The organism is Aureimonas ureilytica DSM 18598 = NBRC 106430 (assembly GCF_000382705.1).
GTDB lineage: Bacteria > Pseudomonadota > Alphaproteobacteria > Rhizobiales > Rhizobiaceae > Aureimonas > Aureimonas ureilytica.
On record NZ_ARQE01000025.1, the window covers coordinates 1 to 18,298 of the forward strand.

15 protein-coding genes and 1 tRNA gene are annotated in these 18,298 nt (G+C 63.5%); all 16 read right to left on the bottom strand.

Features of this window, described 5'->3' with window-relative positions:
* On the bottom strand, nucleotides 1–614 hold a 614-nt coding region (locus B146_RS0123610; RefSeq protein ID WP_019998954.1), incomplete at its 3' end, for a GTP-binding protein.
* 68 nt (nucleotides 615–682) lie between these two features.
* Nucleotides 683–2,773: an elongation factor G gene (gene fusA / locus B146_RS0123615; RefSeq protein ID WP_019998955.1), complete on the bottom strand. Its 2,091-nt coding sequence runs from the start codon at nucleotides 2,771–2,773 to the stop codon at nucleotides 683–685.
* Nucleotides 2,774–2,803: 30 nt separating this feature from the next.
* Nucleotides 2,804–3,274 (bottom strand): 30S ribosomal protein S7, encoded by a 471-nt coding sequence (gene rpsG / locus B146_RS0123620; protein WP_019998956.1) that lies wholly within the window; start codon nucleotides 3,272–3,274, stop codon nucleotides 2,804–2,806.
* Between the two features lie 30 nt (nucleotides 3,275–3,304).
* Nucleotides 3,305–3,676 (bottom strand): 30S ribosomal protein S12, encoded by a 372-nt coding sequence (gene rpsL / locus B146_RS0123625; RefSeq protein ID WP_019998957.1) that lies wholly within the window; start codon nucleotides 3,674–3,676, stop codon nucleotides 3,305–3,307.
* 403 nt (nucleotides 3,677–4,079) lie between these two features.
* Nucleotides 4,080–8,279, bottom strand: coding sequence for a DNA-directed RNA polymerase subunit beta' (gene rpoC, locus B146_RS0123630; RefSeq protein WP_019998958.1), 4,200 nt, complete (start codon nucleotides 8,277–8,279; stop codon nucleotides 4,080–4,082).
* 139 nt (nucleotides 8,280–8,418) lie between these two features.
* On the bottom strand, nucleotides 8,419–12,570 hold the full coding sequence (gene rpoB, locus B146_RS0123635; protein ID WP_026358890.1) for a DNA-directed RNA polymerase subunit beta: 4,152 nt from the start codon (nucleotides 12,568–12,570) through the stop codon (nucleotides 8,419–8,421).
* Nucleotides 12,571–12,833: 263 nt separating this feature from the next.
* Nucleotides 12,834–13,208, bottom strand: a complete 375-nt coding sequence (rplL, locus tag B146_RS0123640) for a 50S ribosomal protein L7/L12 (RefSeq protein ID WP_019998960.1) — start codon at nucleotides 13,206–13,208, stop codon at nucleotides 12,834–12,836.
* Between the two features lie 50 nt (nucleotides 13,209–13,258).
* Complete coding sequence (rplJ, locus tag B146_RS0123645; RefSeq protein WP_019998961.1) at nucleotides 13,259–13,777, bottom strand: 50S ribosomal protein L10; 519 nt, start codon at nucleotides 13,775–13,777, stop codon at nucleotides 13,259–13,261.
* Nucleotides 13,778–14,142: 365 nt separating this feature from the next.
* On the bottom strand, nucleotides 14,143–14,844 hold the full coding sequence (gene rplA / locus B146_RS0123650; protein WP_019998962.1) for a 50S ribosomal protein L1: 702 nt from the start codon (nucleotides 14,842–14,844) through the stop codon (nucleotides 14,143–14,145).
* A 4-nt stretch (nucleotides 14,845–14,848) separates the two neighbouring features.
* Nucleotides 14,849–15,277 carry a 50S ribosomal protein L11 gene (rplK, locus tag B146_RS0123655; RefSeq protein WP_019998963.1) on the bottom strand — a complete coding sequence of 143 codons (429 nt, stop codon included), beginning with the start codon at nucleotides 15,275–15,277 and terminating at the stop codon, nucleotides 14,849–14,851.
* Nucleotides 15,278–15,421: 144 nt separating this feature from the next.
* On the bottom strand, nucleotides 15,422–15,952 hold the full coding sequence (gene nusG, locus B146_RS0123660) for a transcription termination/antitermination protein NusG (RefSeq protein WP_019998964.1): 531 nt from the start codon (nucleotides 15,950–15,952) through the stop codon (nucleotides 15,422–15,424).
* A 24-nt stretch (nucleotides 15,953–15,976) separates the two neighbouring features.
* On the bottom strand, nucleotides 15,977–16,177 hold the full coding sequence (gene secE / locus B146_RS0123665; protein ID WP_019998965.1) for a preprotein translocase subunit SecE: 201 nt from the start codon (nucleotides 16,175–16,177) through the stop codon (nucleotides 15,977–15,979).
* A gap of 129 nt (nucleotides 16,178–16,306) precedes the next feature.
* Nucleotides 16,307–16,382: transfer RNA gene (locus B146_RS0123670), tRNA-Trp, on the bottom strand.
* 53 nt (nucleotides 16,383–16,435) lie between these two features.
* Nucleotides 16,436–17,266, bottom strand: coding sequence for a hypothetical protein (locus tag B146_RS0123675; protein WP_026358891.1), 831 nt, complete (start codon nucleotides 17,264–17,266; stop codon nucleotides 16,436–16,438).
* A gap of 23 nt (nucleotides 17,267–17,289) precedes the next feature.
* Nucleotides 17,290–17,988, bottom strand: a complete 699-nt coding sequence (locus B146_RS0123680) for an LPS glycosyltransferase (RefSeq protein WP_019998967.1) — start codon at nucleotides 17,986–17,988, stop codon at nucleotides 17,290–17,292.
* A 142-nt stretch (nucleotides 17,989–18,130) separates the two neighbouring features.
* A partial coding sequence (locus B146_RS28760; protein ID WP_019998968.1) for an EF-Tu C-terminal domain-related protein occupies nucleotides 18,131–18,298 on the bottom strand: 168 nt, incomplete at its 5' end.

The window sequence follows — 18,298 nt, forward strand, 5'->3', positions numbered from 1 at the left end:
TTGATCGGACGCTCGGGCGTCGGGATGTAGGCGTCGACCTGCTTCATCAGCTCGCGAACCGCGTTCTCGCCGATCTCCTTGTTGGAGTCCTCGAGAGCGGCCAGCGCCGAGCCCTTCACGATCGGAACGTCGTCGCCCGGGAACTCGTAGCTCGACAGAAGCTCGCGCAGTTCCAGCTCGACCAGCTCCAGAAGCTCGGCGTCGTCGACCTGGTCGACCTTGTTCAGGAACACCACCAGCGCCGGAACGCCGACCTGACGGGCCAGAAGGATGTGCTCGCGCGTCTGCGGCATCGGGCCGTCGGCCGCCGAGCACACCAGGATCGCGCCGTCCATCTGCGCCGCGCCCGTGATCATGTTCTTCACGTAGTCCGCATGGCCCGGGCAGTCCACGTGCGCGTAGTGACGGCTTTCCGTCTCGTACTCCACGTGCGCCGTCGAGATCGTGATCCCGCGCGCCTTCTCCTCCGGCGCCGCGTCGATCTGATCGTACGCACGGAACTCGCCAAAGTACTTCGTGATCGCAGCCGTCAGAGACGTCTTCCCATGGTCAACGTGACCAATCGTGCCGATGTTCACATGCGGCTTGTTGCGCTCAAATTTGCTCTTGGCCATTGCGGCACTCCATCAATTCGTTCGTTCGGCTCCGGGGAGCCAACAAGGGTTCGCCTTCGCCTGACGCGTCAGGCGAACTTCTTCTGGATCTCTTCCGCGACCTGGTTCGGGACCTGCTCGTAGTGATCGAACTGCATCGTGTACTGGGCGCGGCCCTGAGACATCGAACGCAGCGTGTTCACATAACCGAACATATTGGCGAGGGGAACCATCGCATTGACGACAGTCGCGATTCCGCGCGCTTCCGTGCCCTGAATCTGGCCACGACGGCTGTTCAAGTCACCGATCACGTCGCCGACATAGTCTTCCGGCGTCACGACCTCGACCTTCATGATCGGCTCGAGAAGCTTCGGACCCGCCTTCTGGATGGCTTCACGGAAGCCAGCGCGCGAGGCGATTTCGAAGGCCAGGACCGACGAGTCGACGTCGTGGTAGGCGCCGTCGATCAGCTCGGCCTTGATGTCGACCATCGGGAAGCCCGCGAGCGGACCCGAGGTCATCACCGAAGCGATGCCCTTCTGGACACCCGGCACGTATTCCTTGGGAACCGCACCGCCGATGATCTTCGATTCGAACACGTAGCCCGTGGTCGGCTCGCCCGGCTCGATGTGCAGCTTCACGCGGGCGAACTGACCGGTACCACCGGTCTGCTTCTTGTGCGTGTAGTCGACATCCGCGGCGCGGGTGATCGTTTCGCGGTAGGCCACCTGCGGCGCACCGATATTCGCCTCGACCTTGAACTCGCGCTTCATGCGGTCGACGAGAATGTCGAGATGAAGCTCGCCCATGCCGGCGATGATGGTCTGGCCGGACTCTTCGTCCGTCTTGACGCGGAAGGACGGGTCCTCGGCGGCGAGACGGTTGAGCGCGAGGCCCATCTTTTCCTGGTCGCCCTTGGTCTTCGGCTCGATCGCGATCTCGATGACCGGATCGGGGAATTCCATGCGCTCCAGGATGACCGGCTTCAGCGGGTCGCAGAGCGTGTCGCCCGTCGTGACTTCCTTGAGGCCGGCCAGAGCGACGATGTCGCCGGCATAGGCCTCTTCGATGTCTTCACGCGAGTTGGAGTGCATCTGCAGCATGCGGCCGATGCGCTCGCGCTTTTCCTTCACCGTGTTCTGGACGCCGGTGCCCTTGGAGAGCTTGCCGGAGTAGATGCGGCAGAAGGTGAGCGAACCGACGAACGGGTCGTTCATGATCTTGAACGCGAGCATCGAGAGCGGCTCGTCGTCCGAAGACACGCGGCTCGTCTCGGCTTCGGTCTTCGGATCGATGCCCTTGATGGCAGGCACGTCGACCGGCGACGGCAGGAAGTCCACGACGCCGTCGAGAAGCGGCTGAACGCCCTTGTTCTTGAAGGCCGAGCCGCAGAAGATCGGCGTGAACGTCACTTCGCACGTGCCCTTGCGGATCAGCGCGCGCAGCTGGTCGTTGTCCGGCATGGTGCCTTCGAGATAGGCTTCCATCGCGGCTTCATCGACCTCGACCGCGGTCTCGATCATGAGTTCGCGATATTCCTGCGCCTGATCGGCGAGGTCGGCCGGGATCTCGACGACGTCCCACTGGGCGCCGAGCGATTCGTCGCGCCAGACGAGAGCCTTCATCTCGATCAGATCGACGACGCCCTTGAACTCGTTCTCGGCGCCGATCGGCAGCTGAACGACGATCGGCTTGGCGCCGAGGCGGGTCTTGATCATGTCCACGCAGCGGAAGAAGTCCGCGCCGGTCTTGTCCATCTTGTTGACGAACATCATCCGGGGAACGTGGTACTTGTCGGCCTGGCGCCAGACGGTCTCGGTCTGCGGCTCCACGCCGGCATTGGCGTCGAGAAGCGCGATCGCACCGTCGAGAACGCGCAGCGAACGCTCGACCTCAATCGTGAAGTCCACGTGTCCCGGCGTGTCGATGATGTTGAAGCGACGCATCTTCTCGTCGCGACCCTTCCAGAAGGTCGTGGTCGCGGCGGACGTGATCGTGATGCCGCGCTCCTGCTCCTGCTCCATCCAGTCCATGGTCGCGGCGCCGTCATGGACTTCGCCGATCTTATGGGACTTGCCGGTGTAGTAGAGAATCCGCTCGGTCGTGGTCGTCTTGCCGGCATCGATGTGGGCCATGATGCCGAAATTGCGGTAGTCTTCGATCTTATATTCGCGAGCCATGGGGCGACGCCTTTCGGATTGAAGCCGGACTTACCAGCGGTAGTGCGAGAACGCGCGGTTCGCTTCCGCCATGCGGTGGGTGTCTTCACGCTTCTTCACGGCGCTGCCGCGATTGTTGGCGGCATCCAGCAGCTCGCCCGACAGACGATCCACCATCGTGGTCTCGTTGCGGTTGCGGGCGGCCGTGATCAGCCAACGGATCGCCAGGGCCTGGCGACGCTCGGGACGGACGTCGACCGGGACCTGATAGGTCGCACCGCCGACGCGACGCGAACGCACTTCGACGTGCGGGGCGACGTTCTCGAGAGCCTGATGGAAGATGCCGATCGCATCCTGGCGGGTCTTCTCGCCCATGACGTCGAACGCACCGTAAACGATGCGCTCCGCCACCGACTTCTTGCCGTCATACATGACGGCGTTCATGAACTTCGTGACGACGAGATCACCGAACTTCGGATCCGGGTTGATCTCGCGCTTTTCTGCAGAGTGACGACGGGACATCGAATATTCTCTCTAACTCGGTCTTCAGGCTTACTTCGGACGCTTCGCGCCGTACTTGGAACGACGCTGACGACGGTCCTTGACGCCCTGGGTATCGAGCACGCCACGGATGATGTGGTAGCGCACGCCCGGAAGATCCTTCACGCGGCCGCCACGGATCATGACGACGGAGTGCTCCTGAAGGTTATGCCCCTCGCCCGGGATGTAGCCGATGACCTCGAAGCCGTTGACCAGACGCACCTTGGCGACCTTACGGAGAGCCGAGTTCGGCTTCTTCGGGGTCGTGGTGTAAACGCGGGTGCAAACGCCGCGCTTCTGGGGATTGGCCTGGAGGGCCGGAACCGTGTTGCGCTCGCTCGGGCGAACGCGCGGCTTCCGGATCAGCTGGTTGATGGTCGGCATTCCAACCTTCCTTCTTCTCAAATCTCGGTTCGAAACGGTCGGCATCTGCCGCGATTCGCGCCGTATAGTCCATACGCGAAACCGGGCCACGACCTCACCTAGTAAGAGGTCTGCCCGGGACGAAGCAGAGGATTACGGGCAAAACCGCAATCGTGCAGCCAGCAATGATGCGTCTCGTTGAACGAAGCCTTGTTTGAGGAGCAAGTCCGGGACGCGTCGTCCTGAACGAATGTTGCCTCACATCGGCTCTGTTGGCGGGTGTTTAACGATTCCACGACGCTTCGTCAAGTCCTTCCCTGCGAAAGGCGCTTGACATCGTCGGTGGCGGCCATAGGCGGCCACCGGCGAAGCGGAAGGGGCGCTCCACTCGAGAACGCCCCTCCCCTCTTCCTAGCGAGGCCGCTTACTCGGCGGCGTCGGTCATGTTGGTCAGGAGACGATCGGCGCGCGGCGAAGCCGAGGTCTTGCGACGATCGTCGATGATCAGGTCGTCACGCGAGGACGCGATGCGACGGACCTGGGTCATCATGCCACCCGTACCGGCCGGGATGAGGCGGCCGACGATGACGTTCTCCTTGAGGCCCTGCAGCGTGTCCATCTTGCCGGCGACCGCCGCCTCGGTGAGGACGCGGGTGGTCTCCTGGAAGGACGCCGCCGAGATGAAGCTCGGCGTCTGCAGCGAGGCTTTGGTGATGCCGAGGAGCACCGGATTGCCGGAGGCGGGCTTCTTGCCCTCCTCTTCCAGACGCTCGTTGATCTCGGCGAGCTCGATCCGGTCGACATTGTCGCCCGGAATGTAGCCCGAGTCGCCGGACTCCACGATCTCGACCTTCTGCAGCATCTGGCGAACGATCACCTCGATGTGCTTGTCGTTGATGAGAACGCCCTGCAACCGGTAGACTTCCTGGATTTCGTTGACGAGGTAGCTCGCCAGAGCCTCCACGCCGCGGATCGCCAGAATGTCGTGCGGCGCCGGATTGCCGTCGAGAATATGGTCGCCCTTCTCGATGATGTCGCCTTCCTGAAGGTGGAAGGGCTTGCCCTTCGGGATCAGGTACTCGACCGGCTCGATGCCGTCCTCGTGCGGCTCGATGATGATGCGGCGCTTGTTCTTGTAGTCGCGGCCGAAGCGGATCGTGCCGTCGATCTCGGCGATGACCGCGTTGTCCTTCGGACGACGCGCCTCAAAGAGTTCGGCGACGCGCGGCAGACCGCCGGTGATGTCCTTGGTCTTCGCGGACTCCATCGGAATACGCGAGAGAACGTCACCGGCCCGCACCTTCGAGCCCGGCTCGACCGAGAGGATCGCGTCCACCGACAGGAGGTAGCGAGCATCCGTGCCGCGCTGCAGCTTGGCGATCGTGCCGTCTTCCTTGCGGATGACGAGCGCCGGCTTCAGATCGGAACCACGCGGGTTCGCGCGCCAGTCGATGACCTGACGCTTCGTTATGCCGGTGGACTCGTCCGCCTGCTCCGAAACCGACAGACCCTCGACGAGGTCCTCGAACTCCACCACACCGTCCATTTCGGTGAGAACCGGACGGGTGTACGGGTCCCATTCCGCGATGCGCTGGCCGCGACGGACCTGATCGCCATCGTCCACGAAGATGCGCGAACCGTAGGTGACACGGTGCGACGCGCGCTCCTTGCCCGACGGATCGAGGATCAGGATCGCCATGTTGCGGCCCATGGCCACCAGACGGCCTTCGGAGTCGCGCACGACGTTGCGGTTGCGGATCTGGACGCTGCCCTCATAGGACGCTTCCAGGAACGACTGATCGACGACCTGCGCCGTGCCGCCCATGTGGAACGTGCGCATCGTGAGCTGCGTGCCCGGCTCGCCGATCGACTGCGCCGCGATGACGCCGACGGCTTCGCCCATGTTGACGGGCGTGCCGCGCGCCAGATCGCGACCGTAGCACACGGCGCAGATGCCGGTGCGCACTTCGCAGGTCAGCGCCGAACGGATCTTCACCGACTGGACGCCGGCCTTCTCGATCACATCAACGTCGCGCTCCTCGACCGTCACGCCGCCCTTGACCAGGACCTCGCCCGACACCGGGTGGAGAATGTCCTCAAGCGCGGTGCGGCCGAGAATGCGCTGGCCGAGCGTCGCCACGACCTGACCGGCATCCACGATGGGCTGCATGGTGAGGCCGTTCGGCGTGCCGCAATCGGTCTGCGTGATGATGCAGTCCTGTGCGACGTCGACGAGACGACGGGTCAGGTAGCCCGAGTTCGCCGTCTTCAACGCCGTGTCCGCGAGGCCCTTGCGGGCGCCGTGGGTGGAGTTGAAGTACTCGAGAACCGTGAGGCCTTCCTTGAAGTTCGAGATGATCGGCGTCTCGATGATCTCGCCGGACGGCTTGGTCATCAGGCCGCGCATCGCGCCGAGCTGGCGCATCTGCGTGGGCGAGCCACGCGCACCGGAGTGCGACATCATGTAGATCGAGTTCATCGGCTTCTGCCGGCCCGTCTCCGGGTTGAACTCGACCGCACGAATGCGGCTCATCATCTCGTCGGCAATCTTGTCCGTGCACTTGGCCCAGGCGTCGACGACCTTGTTGTACTTCTCGCCCTGGGTGATCAGGCCGTCATTGTACTGCTGCTCGTATTCCTTCGCGAGCGCCTGCGTCTCGCCGATCAGCTTGGGCTTGGTCTCGGGGATGACCATGTCGTCCTTGCCGAACGAAATGCCGGCGAGGCAGGCATGCTTGAAACCGAGCTGCATGATGCGATCGCAGAAGATGACCGTGTCCTTCTGACCGCAGTGGCGGTAGACGGTATCGATCATCTTCGAGATGTTCTTCTTCGTCATCAGGTCGTTGGCGATGTCGAAGGTGATGCGGTGCGTGCGCGGCAGAAGCTGGCCGATGAGCATGCGGCCAGGGGTCGTCTCGTAGATCTTCGAGGTCTCGTTGCCGTCCTTGTCGACCGACCGGATACGGCCACGGATCTTCGTGTGCAGCGTGACCGCCTTAGAGGCGATCGCGTGCTCCAGCTCGCCGATGTCGGAGAAGGCCATGCCCTGCCCCGGCTCGTTCTCGTTCATGATCGAGAGATAGTAGAGGCCGAGCACCATGTCCTGCGACGGCACGATGATCGGAAGACCGTTCGCCGGGTGCAGGATGTTGTTGGTCGACATCATGAGGACGCGCGCTTCGAGCTGCGCCTCGATCGACAGCGGCACGTGCACGGCCATCTGGTCGCCGTCAAAGTCCGCGTTGAACGCGGTGCAGACGAGCGGATGCAGCTGGATCGCCTTGCCTTCGATCAGCACGGGCTCGAAGGCCTGGATGCCCAGACGATGCAGCGTCGGCGCGCGGTTCAGGAGAACCGGGTGCTCGCGGATGACCTCGTCGAGGATATCCCAGACTTCCGGACGCTCCTTCTCGACGAGCTTCTTGGCCTGCTTCACCGTGGAGGAGAAGCCCTTGGCGTCGAGGCGCGCGTAGATGAAGGGCTTGAACAGCTCAAGCGCCATCTTCTTCGGCAGGCCGCACTGGTGCAGCTTCAGGTTCGGGCCGGTCACGATGACCGAACGACCGGAATAGTCGACGCGCTTGCCGAGGAGGTTCTGACGGAAGCGCCCCTGCTTGCCCTTCAGCATGTCGGACAGCGACTTCAGCGGACGCTTGTTGGCCCCCGTGATGACGCGGCCGCGACGGCCGTTGTCGAACAGCGCATCCACCGCTTCCTGAAGCATGCGCTTCTCGTTGCGGATGATGATGCCCGGCGCGCGCAGCTCGATCAGCCGCTTCAGACGGTTGTTGCGGTTGATGACGCGGCGATAGAGATCGTTCAGATCGGACGTGGCGAAGCGGCCGCCGTCCAGCGGGACGAGCGGGCGCAGATCCGGCGGGATCACCGGAATGACGCTCATGATCATCCACTCGGGTCGGTTGCCCGACTCGAGGAAGTTCTCGACGATCTTCAGACGCTTCATCAGCTTCTTGGTCTTCAGATCGGACGTCGTGGTCGCGAGTTCCTCGCGAAGATCGCCCGCGATCCGCTCGAGATCCATCGAGGCCAGAAGTTCCTGGATCGCCTCGGCGCCGATCAGCGCCGTGAAGCTATCCTCGCCGTATTCGTCGACGGCGATCAGATACTCTTCCTCCGACAGGAGCTGGTGCTCCTTGAGGGCGGTGAGACCGGGCTCGGTGACGATGTAGTTCTCGAAATAGAGAACGCGCTCGATATCCTTCAGCGTCATGTCGAGCAGCGTGCCGATGCGGCTCGGGAGCGACTTCAGGAACCAGATATGGGCGACCGGCGCGGCCAGCTCGATATGGCCCATGCGCTCGCGGCGAACCCGCGACAGCGTGACCTCGACGCCGCACTTTTCGCAGATGATGCCCTTGTACTTCATGCGCTTGTACTTGCCGCACAAGCACTCGTAGTCCTTGATCGGCCCGAAGATGCGCGCGCAGAACAAGCCGTCGCGCTCGGGCTTGAAGGTCCGGTAGTTGATCGTCTCAGGCTTCTTGATCTCGCCGAACGACCAGGAAAGAATCTTCTCCGGGCTCGCGATCGAGATCCGGATGGAGTCGAATGTCTGCGCCTGCACCTGAGGATTGAAGAGATTCATGACCTCTTGGTTCATGGTGCTGTCTCCTTATGAGGCCCGGGGCCTCCCAACGCGCCGGGCGGGGCCGGCGCCAAGATCTATCCGCAAAGACTGATCGGCGCCCCGGCATATGGGCGCCGATCCTGGCCGCACAAGGCGGCGTTTGCGAGGCGGCTTACTCGGCCGCGTCGGGCAGCCCTTCGACGGGCGACCCGGAATAGGGCAGTTCGGCAACCGTGTTCGACAGGTCGACGTCGAGGCCGAGCGAGCGCATTTCCTTGACGAGAACGTTGAAGCTCTCGGGAATGCCCGACTCGAACGCATCGTCGCCGCGCACGATCGACTCGTAGACCTTGGTACGTCCGGCCACGTCGTCCGACTTCACGGTCAGCATTTCCTGCAGCGTGTAGGCGGCGCCGTAGGCTTCCAGCGCCCAGACCTCCATTTCGCCGAAGCGCTGACCGCCGAACTGCGCCTTGCCACCCAGCGGCTGCTGGGTCACGAGCGAATACGGACCGATCGAACGGGCGTGGATCTTGTCGTCCACGAGGTGGTGCAGCTTCAGCATGTAGATGTAGCCGACCGTCACCTGGCGATCGAACGGCTCGCCCGTCCGTCCGTCATGCAGCGTGACCTGACCCGACCCGTTGAGTCCGGCCTTTTCCAGCATGTGCACGATGTCGCGCTCGTTCGCGCCGTCGAAGACCGGCGTCGCGATCGACACACCCTTGCGCAGCTGCTTGGCCAGCGTGACGACGGATTCCTCGTCGTAGGTCGCGACCTTCTCGTTGCGCTCGCTGTCGCCCATCAGATCGGCGATCTGATCCCGCAGCGGCCCGACATCGTGGGTCTGCTGATAGGCTTCCAGAAGCTCGCCGATCTGCTTGCCCATGCCGGCGCAGGCCCAGCCGAGATGCGTCTCGAGGATCTGACCGACATTCATGCGCGAGGGCACGCCGAGCGGGTTCAAGACGATGTCGACATGCGTGCCGTCGGCGGTGAAGGGCATGTCCTCCACCGGCACGATGCGCGAGACGACGCCCTTGTTGCCGTGACGGCCGGCCATCTTGTCGCCCGGCTGGATCTTGCGCTTCACGGCGACGAAGACCTTCACCTGCTTCATGACGCCCGGGGGCAGCTCGTCGCCGCGCTGGACCTTCTCGACCTTGTCCATGAAGCGCTGCTCGAGCGTCTTCTTGGACTCGTCGTAGACCGAGCGCAGACCTTCGAGCTCGGCCTGGACGCGCTCGTCCTCGACCGCGAACATCCACCACTGCGAGCGGGGATACTCGTTCATCACGTCGGGCGAGACCTGCGTCCCCTTGCGGAAGCCGCGCGGGCCGGCGACCGCTGCCTGACCGTTCAGCATTTCCACGAGACGGCCGTAGACGTTGCGATCGAGGATCGCCTGCTCGTCGTCGCGGTCCTTGGCGAGGCGCTCGATTTCCTCGCGCTCGATCGCCATCGCGCGCTCGTCCTTCTCCACGCCGTGGCGGTTGAAGACGCGCACTTCCACGACCGTGCCGTAGGTGCCGGGAGGCATGCGGTTCGACGTGTCGCGCACGTCCGAGGCCTTCTCGCCGAAGATGGCGCGAAGGAGCTTTTCCTCCGGCGTCATCGGGCTTTCGCCCTTCGGCGTGATCTTGCCGACGAGAATGTCGCCCGGCTGAACCTCGGCGCCGATATAGACGATGCCCGCTTCGTCGAGGTTCTTCAGCGCTTCTTCCGAGACGTTCGGAATGTCGCGCGTGATCTCCTCAGGCCCGAGCTTGGTGTCGCGCGCCATGACCTCGAACTCCTCGATATGGATCGAAGTGAAGACGTCGTCGGCGACGATACGCTCGGACAGGAGGATCGAGTCCTCATAGTTGTAGCCGTTCCACGGCATGAACGCGACGAGCACGTTCCGGCCGAGCGCCAGATCGCCGAGGTCGGTCGACGGACCGTCGGCAATGATGTCGCCGCGACGCACGCGGTCGCCCATCTTCACCAGCGGGCGCTGGTTGATGCAGGTCGACTGGTTCGAACGCTGGTACTTCATCAGGCGGTAGATATCGACGCCGGACCGGCCGCCTTCGAGATCTTCCGTGGCGCGAATGACGATACGCGTCGCGTCCACCTGATCGACCACGCCGCCGCGACGGGCCGCGATGGCGGCACCGGAGTCACGCGCGACCACGGCTTCCATGCCGGTGCCGACGAACGGCGCTTCCGCGCGCACCAGCGGCACGGCCTGACGCTGCATGTTCGAGCCCATGAGGGCGCGGTTCGCGTCGTCGTTCTCGAGGAACGGGATGAGCGCGGCCGCGACCGACACGAGCTGCTTGGGCGAGACGTCCATCAGGTCGACATTCTCGCGCGGCGTGATGATCACGTCGCCGGCATGACGGCAGATGACGGTCTCTTCGGCAAAGCGCATGTCGTCGGTCAGCACCGCGTTCGCCTGCGCGACATGGTGCTTGGACTCTTCCATGGCCGAAAGGTAGACGACCTCCTTCGTGACCTTGCCATCCACGACGCGGCGGTACGGGCTTTCGATGAAGCCGTACTTGTTGACGCGGGCGAAGGTCGCGAGCGAGTTGATCAGACCGATATTCGGGCCTTCCGGCGTCTCGATCGGGCAGATGCGGCCGTAATGCGTCGGGTGCACGTCGCGCACTTCGAAGCCGGCGCGCTCGCGGGTCAGACCGCCGGGGCCGAGCGCCGAGAGACGACGCTTGTGCGTGATCTCGGAGAGCGGGTTGGTCTGGTCCATGAACTGCGAGAGCTGCGAGGAGCCGAAGAACTCGCGCACCGCGGCGGCCGCGGGCTTGGCGTTGATCAGGTCCTGCGGCATGACCGTGTCGATCTCGACCGAGCTCATGCGCTCCTTGATCGCGCGCTCCATGCGGAGCAGGCCGACGCGGTACTGGTTCTCCATGAGCTCGCCGACCGAGCGCACGCGGCGATTGCCGAGATTGTCGATGTCGTCGATCTCGCCCTTGCCGTCGCGCAGGTCGACAAGCGTGCGCACCACCGCAAGGATGTCTTCCTTGCGGAGCACGCGCACCGTGTCCTCGGCGGCGACGTCGAGACGCATGTTCATCTTCACGCGGCCGACGGCCGAGAGATCGTAGCGCTCCGAATCGAAGAACAGCGACTGGAACATGGCCTCGGCCGTGTCCATCGTCGGCGGCTCGCCGGGACGCATGACGCGGTAGATGTCGAACAGCGCGTCCTGGCGGTTCTCGTTCTTGTCGGCCGCCAGCGTGTTGCGGATATAGGCGCCGACCGTCACGTGATCGATGTCGAGGACGGAGATTTCCTCGTGGCCCGCGTCGAGCAGGACCTTGAGCGTCTTCTCGTCGATCTCGTCACCGGCTTCGAGATAGATCTCGCCCGTCGCGTAGTTGACGATGTCCTCGGCCAGATAATTGCCGTAGAGGTCTTCCTCCATGGCGCGCAGGGCTACGACGCCCCGCTCCTTCATCTGGCGGGCCTGACGGGCCGTGACCTTCTTGCCCGCCTCGACCAGCACTTCGCCCGTGTCGGCGTCGATGAGGTCGGACAGCGTCTTCTGGCCGCGCACGCGCTCGACCGAGAACGGAATGCGCCAGCCCTGCTTGTCCTTCTCGAACTTCACGACATTGTAGAAGGTCGAGAGAATGTCCTCGCCATCCATGCCGAGCGCCATGAGAAGGCTCGTCACGGGGATCTTGCGGCGACGGTCGATGCGCGCGAACACGATGTCCTTGGCGTCGAACTCGATGTCGAGCCAGGAACCGCGATAGGGGATGACGCGCGCGGCGAAGAGCAGCTTGCCGGACGAGTGCGACTTGCCCTTGTCATGATCGAAGAAGACGCCCGGCGAGCGGTGCATCTGAGAGACGATGACGCGCTCCGTGCCGTTGACGATGAACGTGCCGTTCATGGTCATGAGCGGCATGTCGCCCATGTAGACGTCCTGCTCCTTGATGTCCTTGATGGACTTGGAGCCGGTGTCCTCGTCGACATCGAACACGATGAGGCGCAGCGTCACCTTCAGCGGCGCGGCATAGGTCAGGTCGCGCTGACGGCACTCGTCGACGTCGAACTTCGGCTGCTCGAACTCGTACTTGACGAATTCCAGCATCGAATGGCCGGCGAAATCGGAAATCGGGAAAACGGAGCGGAAGACGGACTGCAGACCTTCGTCGGGACGGCCGCCCTCCGGCTCGTCCACCATCAGGAACTGATCGTAGGAGGCCTTCTGGACCTCGATGAGGTTGGGCATTTCGGCGACTTCGGGGATCGACCCGAAGAACTTGCGTACGCGCCTGCGACCGCTAAACGTCGTCGTCTGAGACATCGTCGCTCCTTGCTCTCGTCAGTGCCCTCGACCGAAGGGCTGAATTTTTGATCCTCCCGTGGGGAGGAACGCCTGTCGCGGTGGGCCCGCCGCGCGGCGTCAGACATGGGGGACTGCCGGCCAGTCCAGGTCTCCCGAAAGCCGCCGCGCGACCCTCGGGAGACCTGCACCCTCGCAGCACCGGTTGCCGCGAGCACGGAAGGCGGAACGGCAAAATGCCGTCCCGCCCGCCAATTTCATGCGTAAGGCGCCAAATGGCGGTCTTACTTGACGTCGACCTTCGCGCCAGCCTTCTCGAGCTGGTCCTTGATCTTGGCAGCTTCGTCCTTCGACACAGCTTCCTTGACCGGCTTCGGAGCGCCGTCGACGAGGTCCTTGGCTTCCTTGAGGCCGAGGCCCGTGATCGCACGGACTTCCTTGATGACGTTGATCTTGTTCGCGCCGGCGTCGGCGAGGATCACGTCGAACTCGGTCTTCTCTTCGACTTCGGCGACCGGGCCGGCGCCACCAGCGGCGGCAACGGCGACCGGAGCTGCGGCGGAGACGCCCCACTTCTCTTCGAGCATCTTCGAGAGCTCAGCAGCCTCGAGGACGGTCAGAGCCGACAGGTCTTCAACGATCTTGGCGAGATCAGCCATTGTAGTCTTCCTTTAGGTTCGAATATTCTGAATGCAGCGAGGAACGAGCCTCACGCCGCTTCGTCCTTCTTGGCATAGGCCGCGAAAACGCGCGCGAGCTGAGCCGCGGGCGCCGCCACGACGCCTGCGATGCGGGTCGCCGGCGTCTGGATCATGCCCAGCAGCTTTCCGCGCAGTTCGTCGAGCGACGGAAGGGCGGCCAAAGCCTTGACCCCTTCCGCATCGAGGGCCGTGGTGCCCATCGCACCGCCGAGGATCACGAGCTTGTCGTTCCCCTTGGCGAAGTCGTTGGCCACCTTCGGAGCCGCAATCGGATCGTTGGAATAAGCAATCAGGGTCTGACCCTGAAACAATCCGTCGATCTTTTCGGCGTCCGTGCCTTGAAGAGCGATTTGGGCGAGACGGTTCTTCGCGACTTTGACGGTTCCACCCTGCGCACGCATCTTCGTACGAAGATCGTTCATCTGCGCGACGGTGAGACCGGCATAGCGAGCCACCACGATCGAGCCCGCAGCCTTGAAGGCTCCGTTCAGCTCGGTGACGAACTCGCGCTTTTCCGCTCTGTCCACTGCCACTCTCCAGTTGGAACTCACCCTTTCGGATCAGTTCCGGTTGCCGTTTGCCGTTCGGCGAACCGAACGACGCTCGAGGATCCTGTCCCCTTGGCTTCCCTGGGTCCGCATGGGAACCGGTGACAACACAAGGCATTCAGAGGTTCGAACCGAAGGTCTTGGCCGTGAGGCCAACGAATTCGGATCTTTCCCCGTCTCATGCGGGCTGGAGGATTAAGACGGTTCGGATCGAGACCCGAACCATCGCCCGCAATCTTGGACAGGAAGCGAAGCCCGAAGGCTTCGCCCATCCGAGTCGCCCGAAAGCGACTCGAAATTCGTTAAGGAAACCCGATATGGTTCGGGTTTCCCGAAAATGCAAATCAGGCGCTCGGACGAACCGTCGCGGGATCGATCTTGATGCCGGGACCCATGGTCGAGGAGACCGCGATGCGCTGGACATAATTGCCCTTGGCGCCCGACGGCTTGGCCTTCTGCACGGCGTCCGCGAACGCGCGGATGTTCTCGAGCAGCGCCTCGGCACCGAACGAGGCCTTGCCGATGCCGGCATGGATGATGCCGGCCTTCTCGACGCGGAACTCGACGGCACCGCCCTTCGACGCCTTAACGGCGGCCGCGACGTCCATCGTGACCGTGCCGACGCGCGGGTTCGGCATCAGGCCGCGCGGGCCGAGCACCTTACCGAGACGACCGACGAGGCCCATCATGTCCGGGGTCGCGATGGCGCGATCGAAGTCGATCTGACCGCCCTGGACCTGCTCGACCAGCTCTTCCGCACCGACGATGTCGGCGCCGGCGGCGCGCGCTTCGTCAGCCTTGGCGCCGCGCGCGAAGACCGCGACGCGGACCGTGCGGCCCGTGCCGTTCGGCAGGTTGACGACGCCACGGACCATCTGGTCGGCGTGACGCGGATCGACGCCGAGATTCATGGCGACCTCGATCGTCTCGTCGAACTTGGCGGTGGAACGCTCCTTCAGGAGGTTGATCGCCTCGGCGAGGTCGTAGAGCTTCTCGCGGTCGATGCCCTCGCGGGCCTTCGCAATGCGCTTAGCAATCTTGGCCATCGGTTCAGCCCACCACTTCCAGACCCATGGAACGCGCGGAGCCCATGACCATCGCCATGGCGGCATCGACGTCGTTCGCGTTCAAATCCTTCATCTTCTTCTCGGCGATCTCGCGGACCTGGGCCTGCGTGACCGTGCCGGCCTTGACCTTGCCGGGCTCCTTGGAGCCGCTGGTGAGGCCCGCCGCGCGCTTCAGGAAGAAGCTGACCGGAGCCGTCTTCATCTGGAACGTGAAGGACTTGTCGACGTAGTAGGTGATCACCACCGGAACCGGCGATCCCTTCTCCATCTCCTGGGTCTGCGCGTTGAACGCCTTGCAGAACTCCATGATGTTGATGCCGCGCTGACCGAGGGCGGGACCGATCGGGGGCGACGGAGTCGCCGAACCGGCCTTGACCTGCAGCTTAAGCTGGCCTGCTACTTTCTTAGCCATTAGCTTCTGCCTTTTCGTTGCGCCGGCGAACCGGCTTTCGGGCCTTGGCGGCCCCGTGCAGATGTGCGGTTCGGATCTTGTCGGACCGGCTCAGCCCGCCTCACCTTCCGCACGTTCGGACGCTCCTCGGGGAGCGCCCTGCGGTCAGATCTTTTCGACCTGACCGAATTCGAGATCCACCGGCGTCGCGCGGCCGAAGATCGAAACTTCGACCTTGAGGCGGGACCGCTCGTGATCGACTTCCTGAACCACGCCGTTGAACGAGGCGAAGGGTCCGTCCGACACGCGAATCTGCTCGCCGACATCGAAGGAGATCGAGGACTTCGGCCGCTCGACACCTTCCTGCACCTGGCTCAGGATGTGCGTCGCTTCCGCCTCGGAGATCGGCACCGGCCGATTGTCGGGACCGAGGAACCCGGTGACCTTCGGCGTGTTCTTGATCAGCGAGAACACCTGGTCGGTCAGGTCGGCCTTCACCAGCACGTAGCCGGGGAAGAACTTGCGCTCGGAATCGACCTTACGGCCGCGGCGCACTTCCGTCACCTTTTCGGTCGGAACGAGGATTTTCTCGAACTTGTCCGAGAGCCCCTTCTGACGCGCCTGCTCCTCGATGGATTCGGCGACCTTCTTTTCGAAGTTCGAATAGGCGTGGACGATGTACCAGCGAGCGGCCATGAAATTCCTGCGTATGAAAGTCTTTTAGCGACCGGCGCTCATGACGGCACCGACGGCATATCCGATCGCCTGATCGGCGACGAATAGGAAGGTGGCTGCGAACGCGACCATGACGAAAACCATGACGGTCGAGATCATCGTCTCGCGGCGCGTCGGCCAAGTCACCTTGGCGACTTCCGTCCGCACCTGCTGAAGAAACGTGAAAGGATTTGTCTTAGAGGCCATGCACCGCTCACAGCAGAAGGCGCGAAAAGCTGGCTGACCAGCCCTGCGCGCCACGCGTCTGTTAAAAACTACATAAACCGGCCGGAACCGATTCACAAGAGGGGCGAAGGCATTTCGTATCGGATGAAATGGCAGGGGCAGCAGGGCTCGAACCTGCGACCTGCGGTTTTGGAGACCGCCGCTCTACCAACTGAGCTATACCCCTGCGGGCGCTATCGCGAGCTCCCGAATACGCAGATCGCGATGCGTTTGCAAGCCCTATTGCGACGCCTTCGTCTCGGCGAGCCTCGCCTTTCGCGTTTTCGGCTTCAAACGGCGCAGAAGCGCGTCGAAGCGGCGCTGCGGACGCGTCAGCTTCAGAAGATCGTCGATCGCGAGATTCGCCCCTTCCAGCCGCTCCGCCAGCACTTCGCCCGCAACCGTCGAGACCTCGCCCGGCGTGAACTGCGGAAAGCGCCGCGCGATGGCGCCGAAGACGTCGTCCGCGACCGCCCCCGTCGATTCGAGACGACCGGCGCGAATCAGAAGGCGCAGAACGATCTGCTCGAAGGTCCAGTCGTGATCGGCGAAGAGCTTCCACTTCTGACTGCGCCGCGCCGTGAAGCCGGCAAGGACGACGCGCGCGGCGGGGGCGGCCTCGACCAGGAAGAGCGCGAGCGCAAAGCCGCTCGTGGCGAGATGCGTCGAGGGGTAGAAGCCCTTCAGCCCCGGCGCGAGGTCGAGCTGGCCGACCGGCTCCGGGATCGCGAACTCCGCTGGCGCGCTGAAGCGCTCGCTCTCCCCTGCCCGGATATTGCAGATGCCATGGAAGCGCGGCGAGCGAAGCAGGGCGACGACATCGCCGACTTCCCGCCGATAGACGATGTTGGCGCCCGCCGGGCCGGATCGCGCGACGAGAAGCGAAGGCCCGTCGAAGGGACGGTCCAGCACCTTGTAGACCTTGTTGAAGAAGACGAAGAGCGTGTCCTCGCCATAGCGCGAGCGAAGCGCGTCGATGCGCACGGCGTCGCTATTCGCAACGAGGACGATCGTGCCGAAACCCTGGAAGAAGGCGGCCCAGCGCGCCGCGCCGTCCGCCTCGTCGCTCAAGGGAAAGCCGTCTTTCAAGCGCGTCACGCTTTGGGCGCGCGCTGCGTGACGTGGAGGGTGCGCTCGCGCATGGCGAACCATTCCTCGGCATAGTCGTCATCGCGATATTCGTCGAAATACGGACCGCCATCGGTGAAGTGGACGTTCTTGGCGGCGGGGTCATGCTCGTATTCGTTGACCAGCCAGTTCCAGCGGGCCGGCAGTTCGCCGATCTCGCTGTCGCTCTCCAGCCATTTGAACTGGTGCAGCTCCAGGCCCGACGCGGTGTTGACGAAGTCCGGCGTCAGGGCGCGGCAGCGCGCATTGTTGAAGAGCATGACGCTCGACCAGTTCTTCTTCTCGTATTTGGTCTGCACCTGCCCGAGGAACTTCGTTTCCACCTTGGGCTGGTAGTCGTGCTTGACGCACATGACGGCGGCGTTCTCGTCGCGCAGCGCCCAAAGCTCGGCGATGTCGGCGCGCATGAGCATGTCGCAATCCATGAACAGGCTCCAGCCCTCGTAGTTCGAGAGGTAGGGCACGAGGAAGCGCGAGAAGGAAAACTCGGTGGACTGGAGCGCGTTGCGCTCGCGCGTGAAGGTCTGTTCCAGATGCGGAAGGACGATCGGCGAGAACATGACGGGCATCGTCGCGTGCTCGATGATGCTTTGCGCGAGCACGTGGTAGGCGACGACTTCCTTGGAGTCGAAACCGATGAAGACGCGGGCGATTTCGGCGGTCATGGCAGCATCCTTCCGTTGACCGGATGGCTTCTAGTCCCCCGCCCCGGCGGCAAGCAAGCAAGAACGCTTCCAATCTCGGCGGGCAGCCCAAACGAAAACGGGCCCCGAAGGGCCCGTTCTCTCACCAATTTCGAACGCTCGATTACTCGACGATCGAGGCGACGATGCCGGCGCCGACGGTGCGGCCGCCCTCGCGGATCGCGAAGCGCAGCTTTTCTTCCATCGCGATCGGAACGATCAGCTTGACGTCCATCGTCACGTTGTCGCCCGGCATCACCATCTCGGTGCCCTCGGGCAGCGTGACGACGCC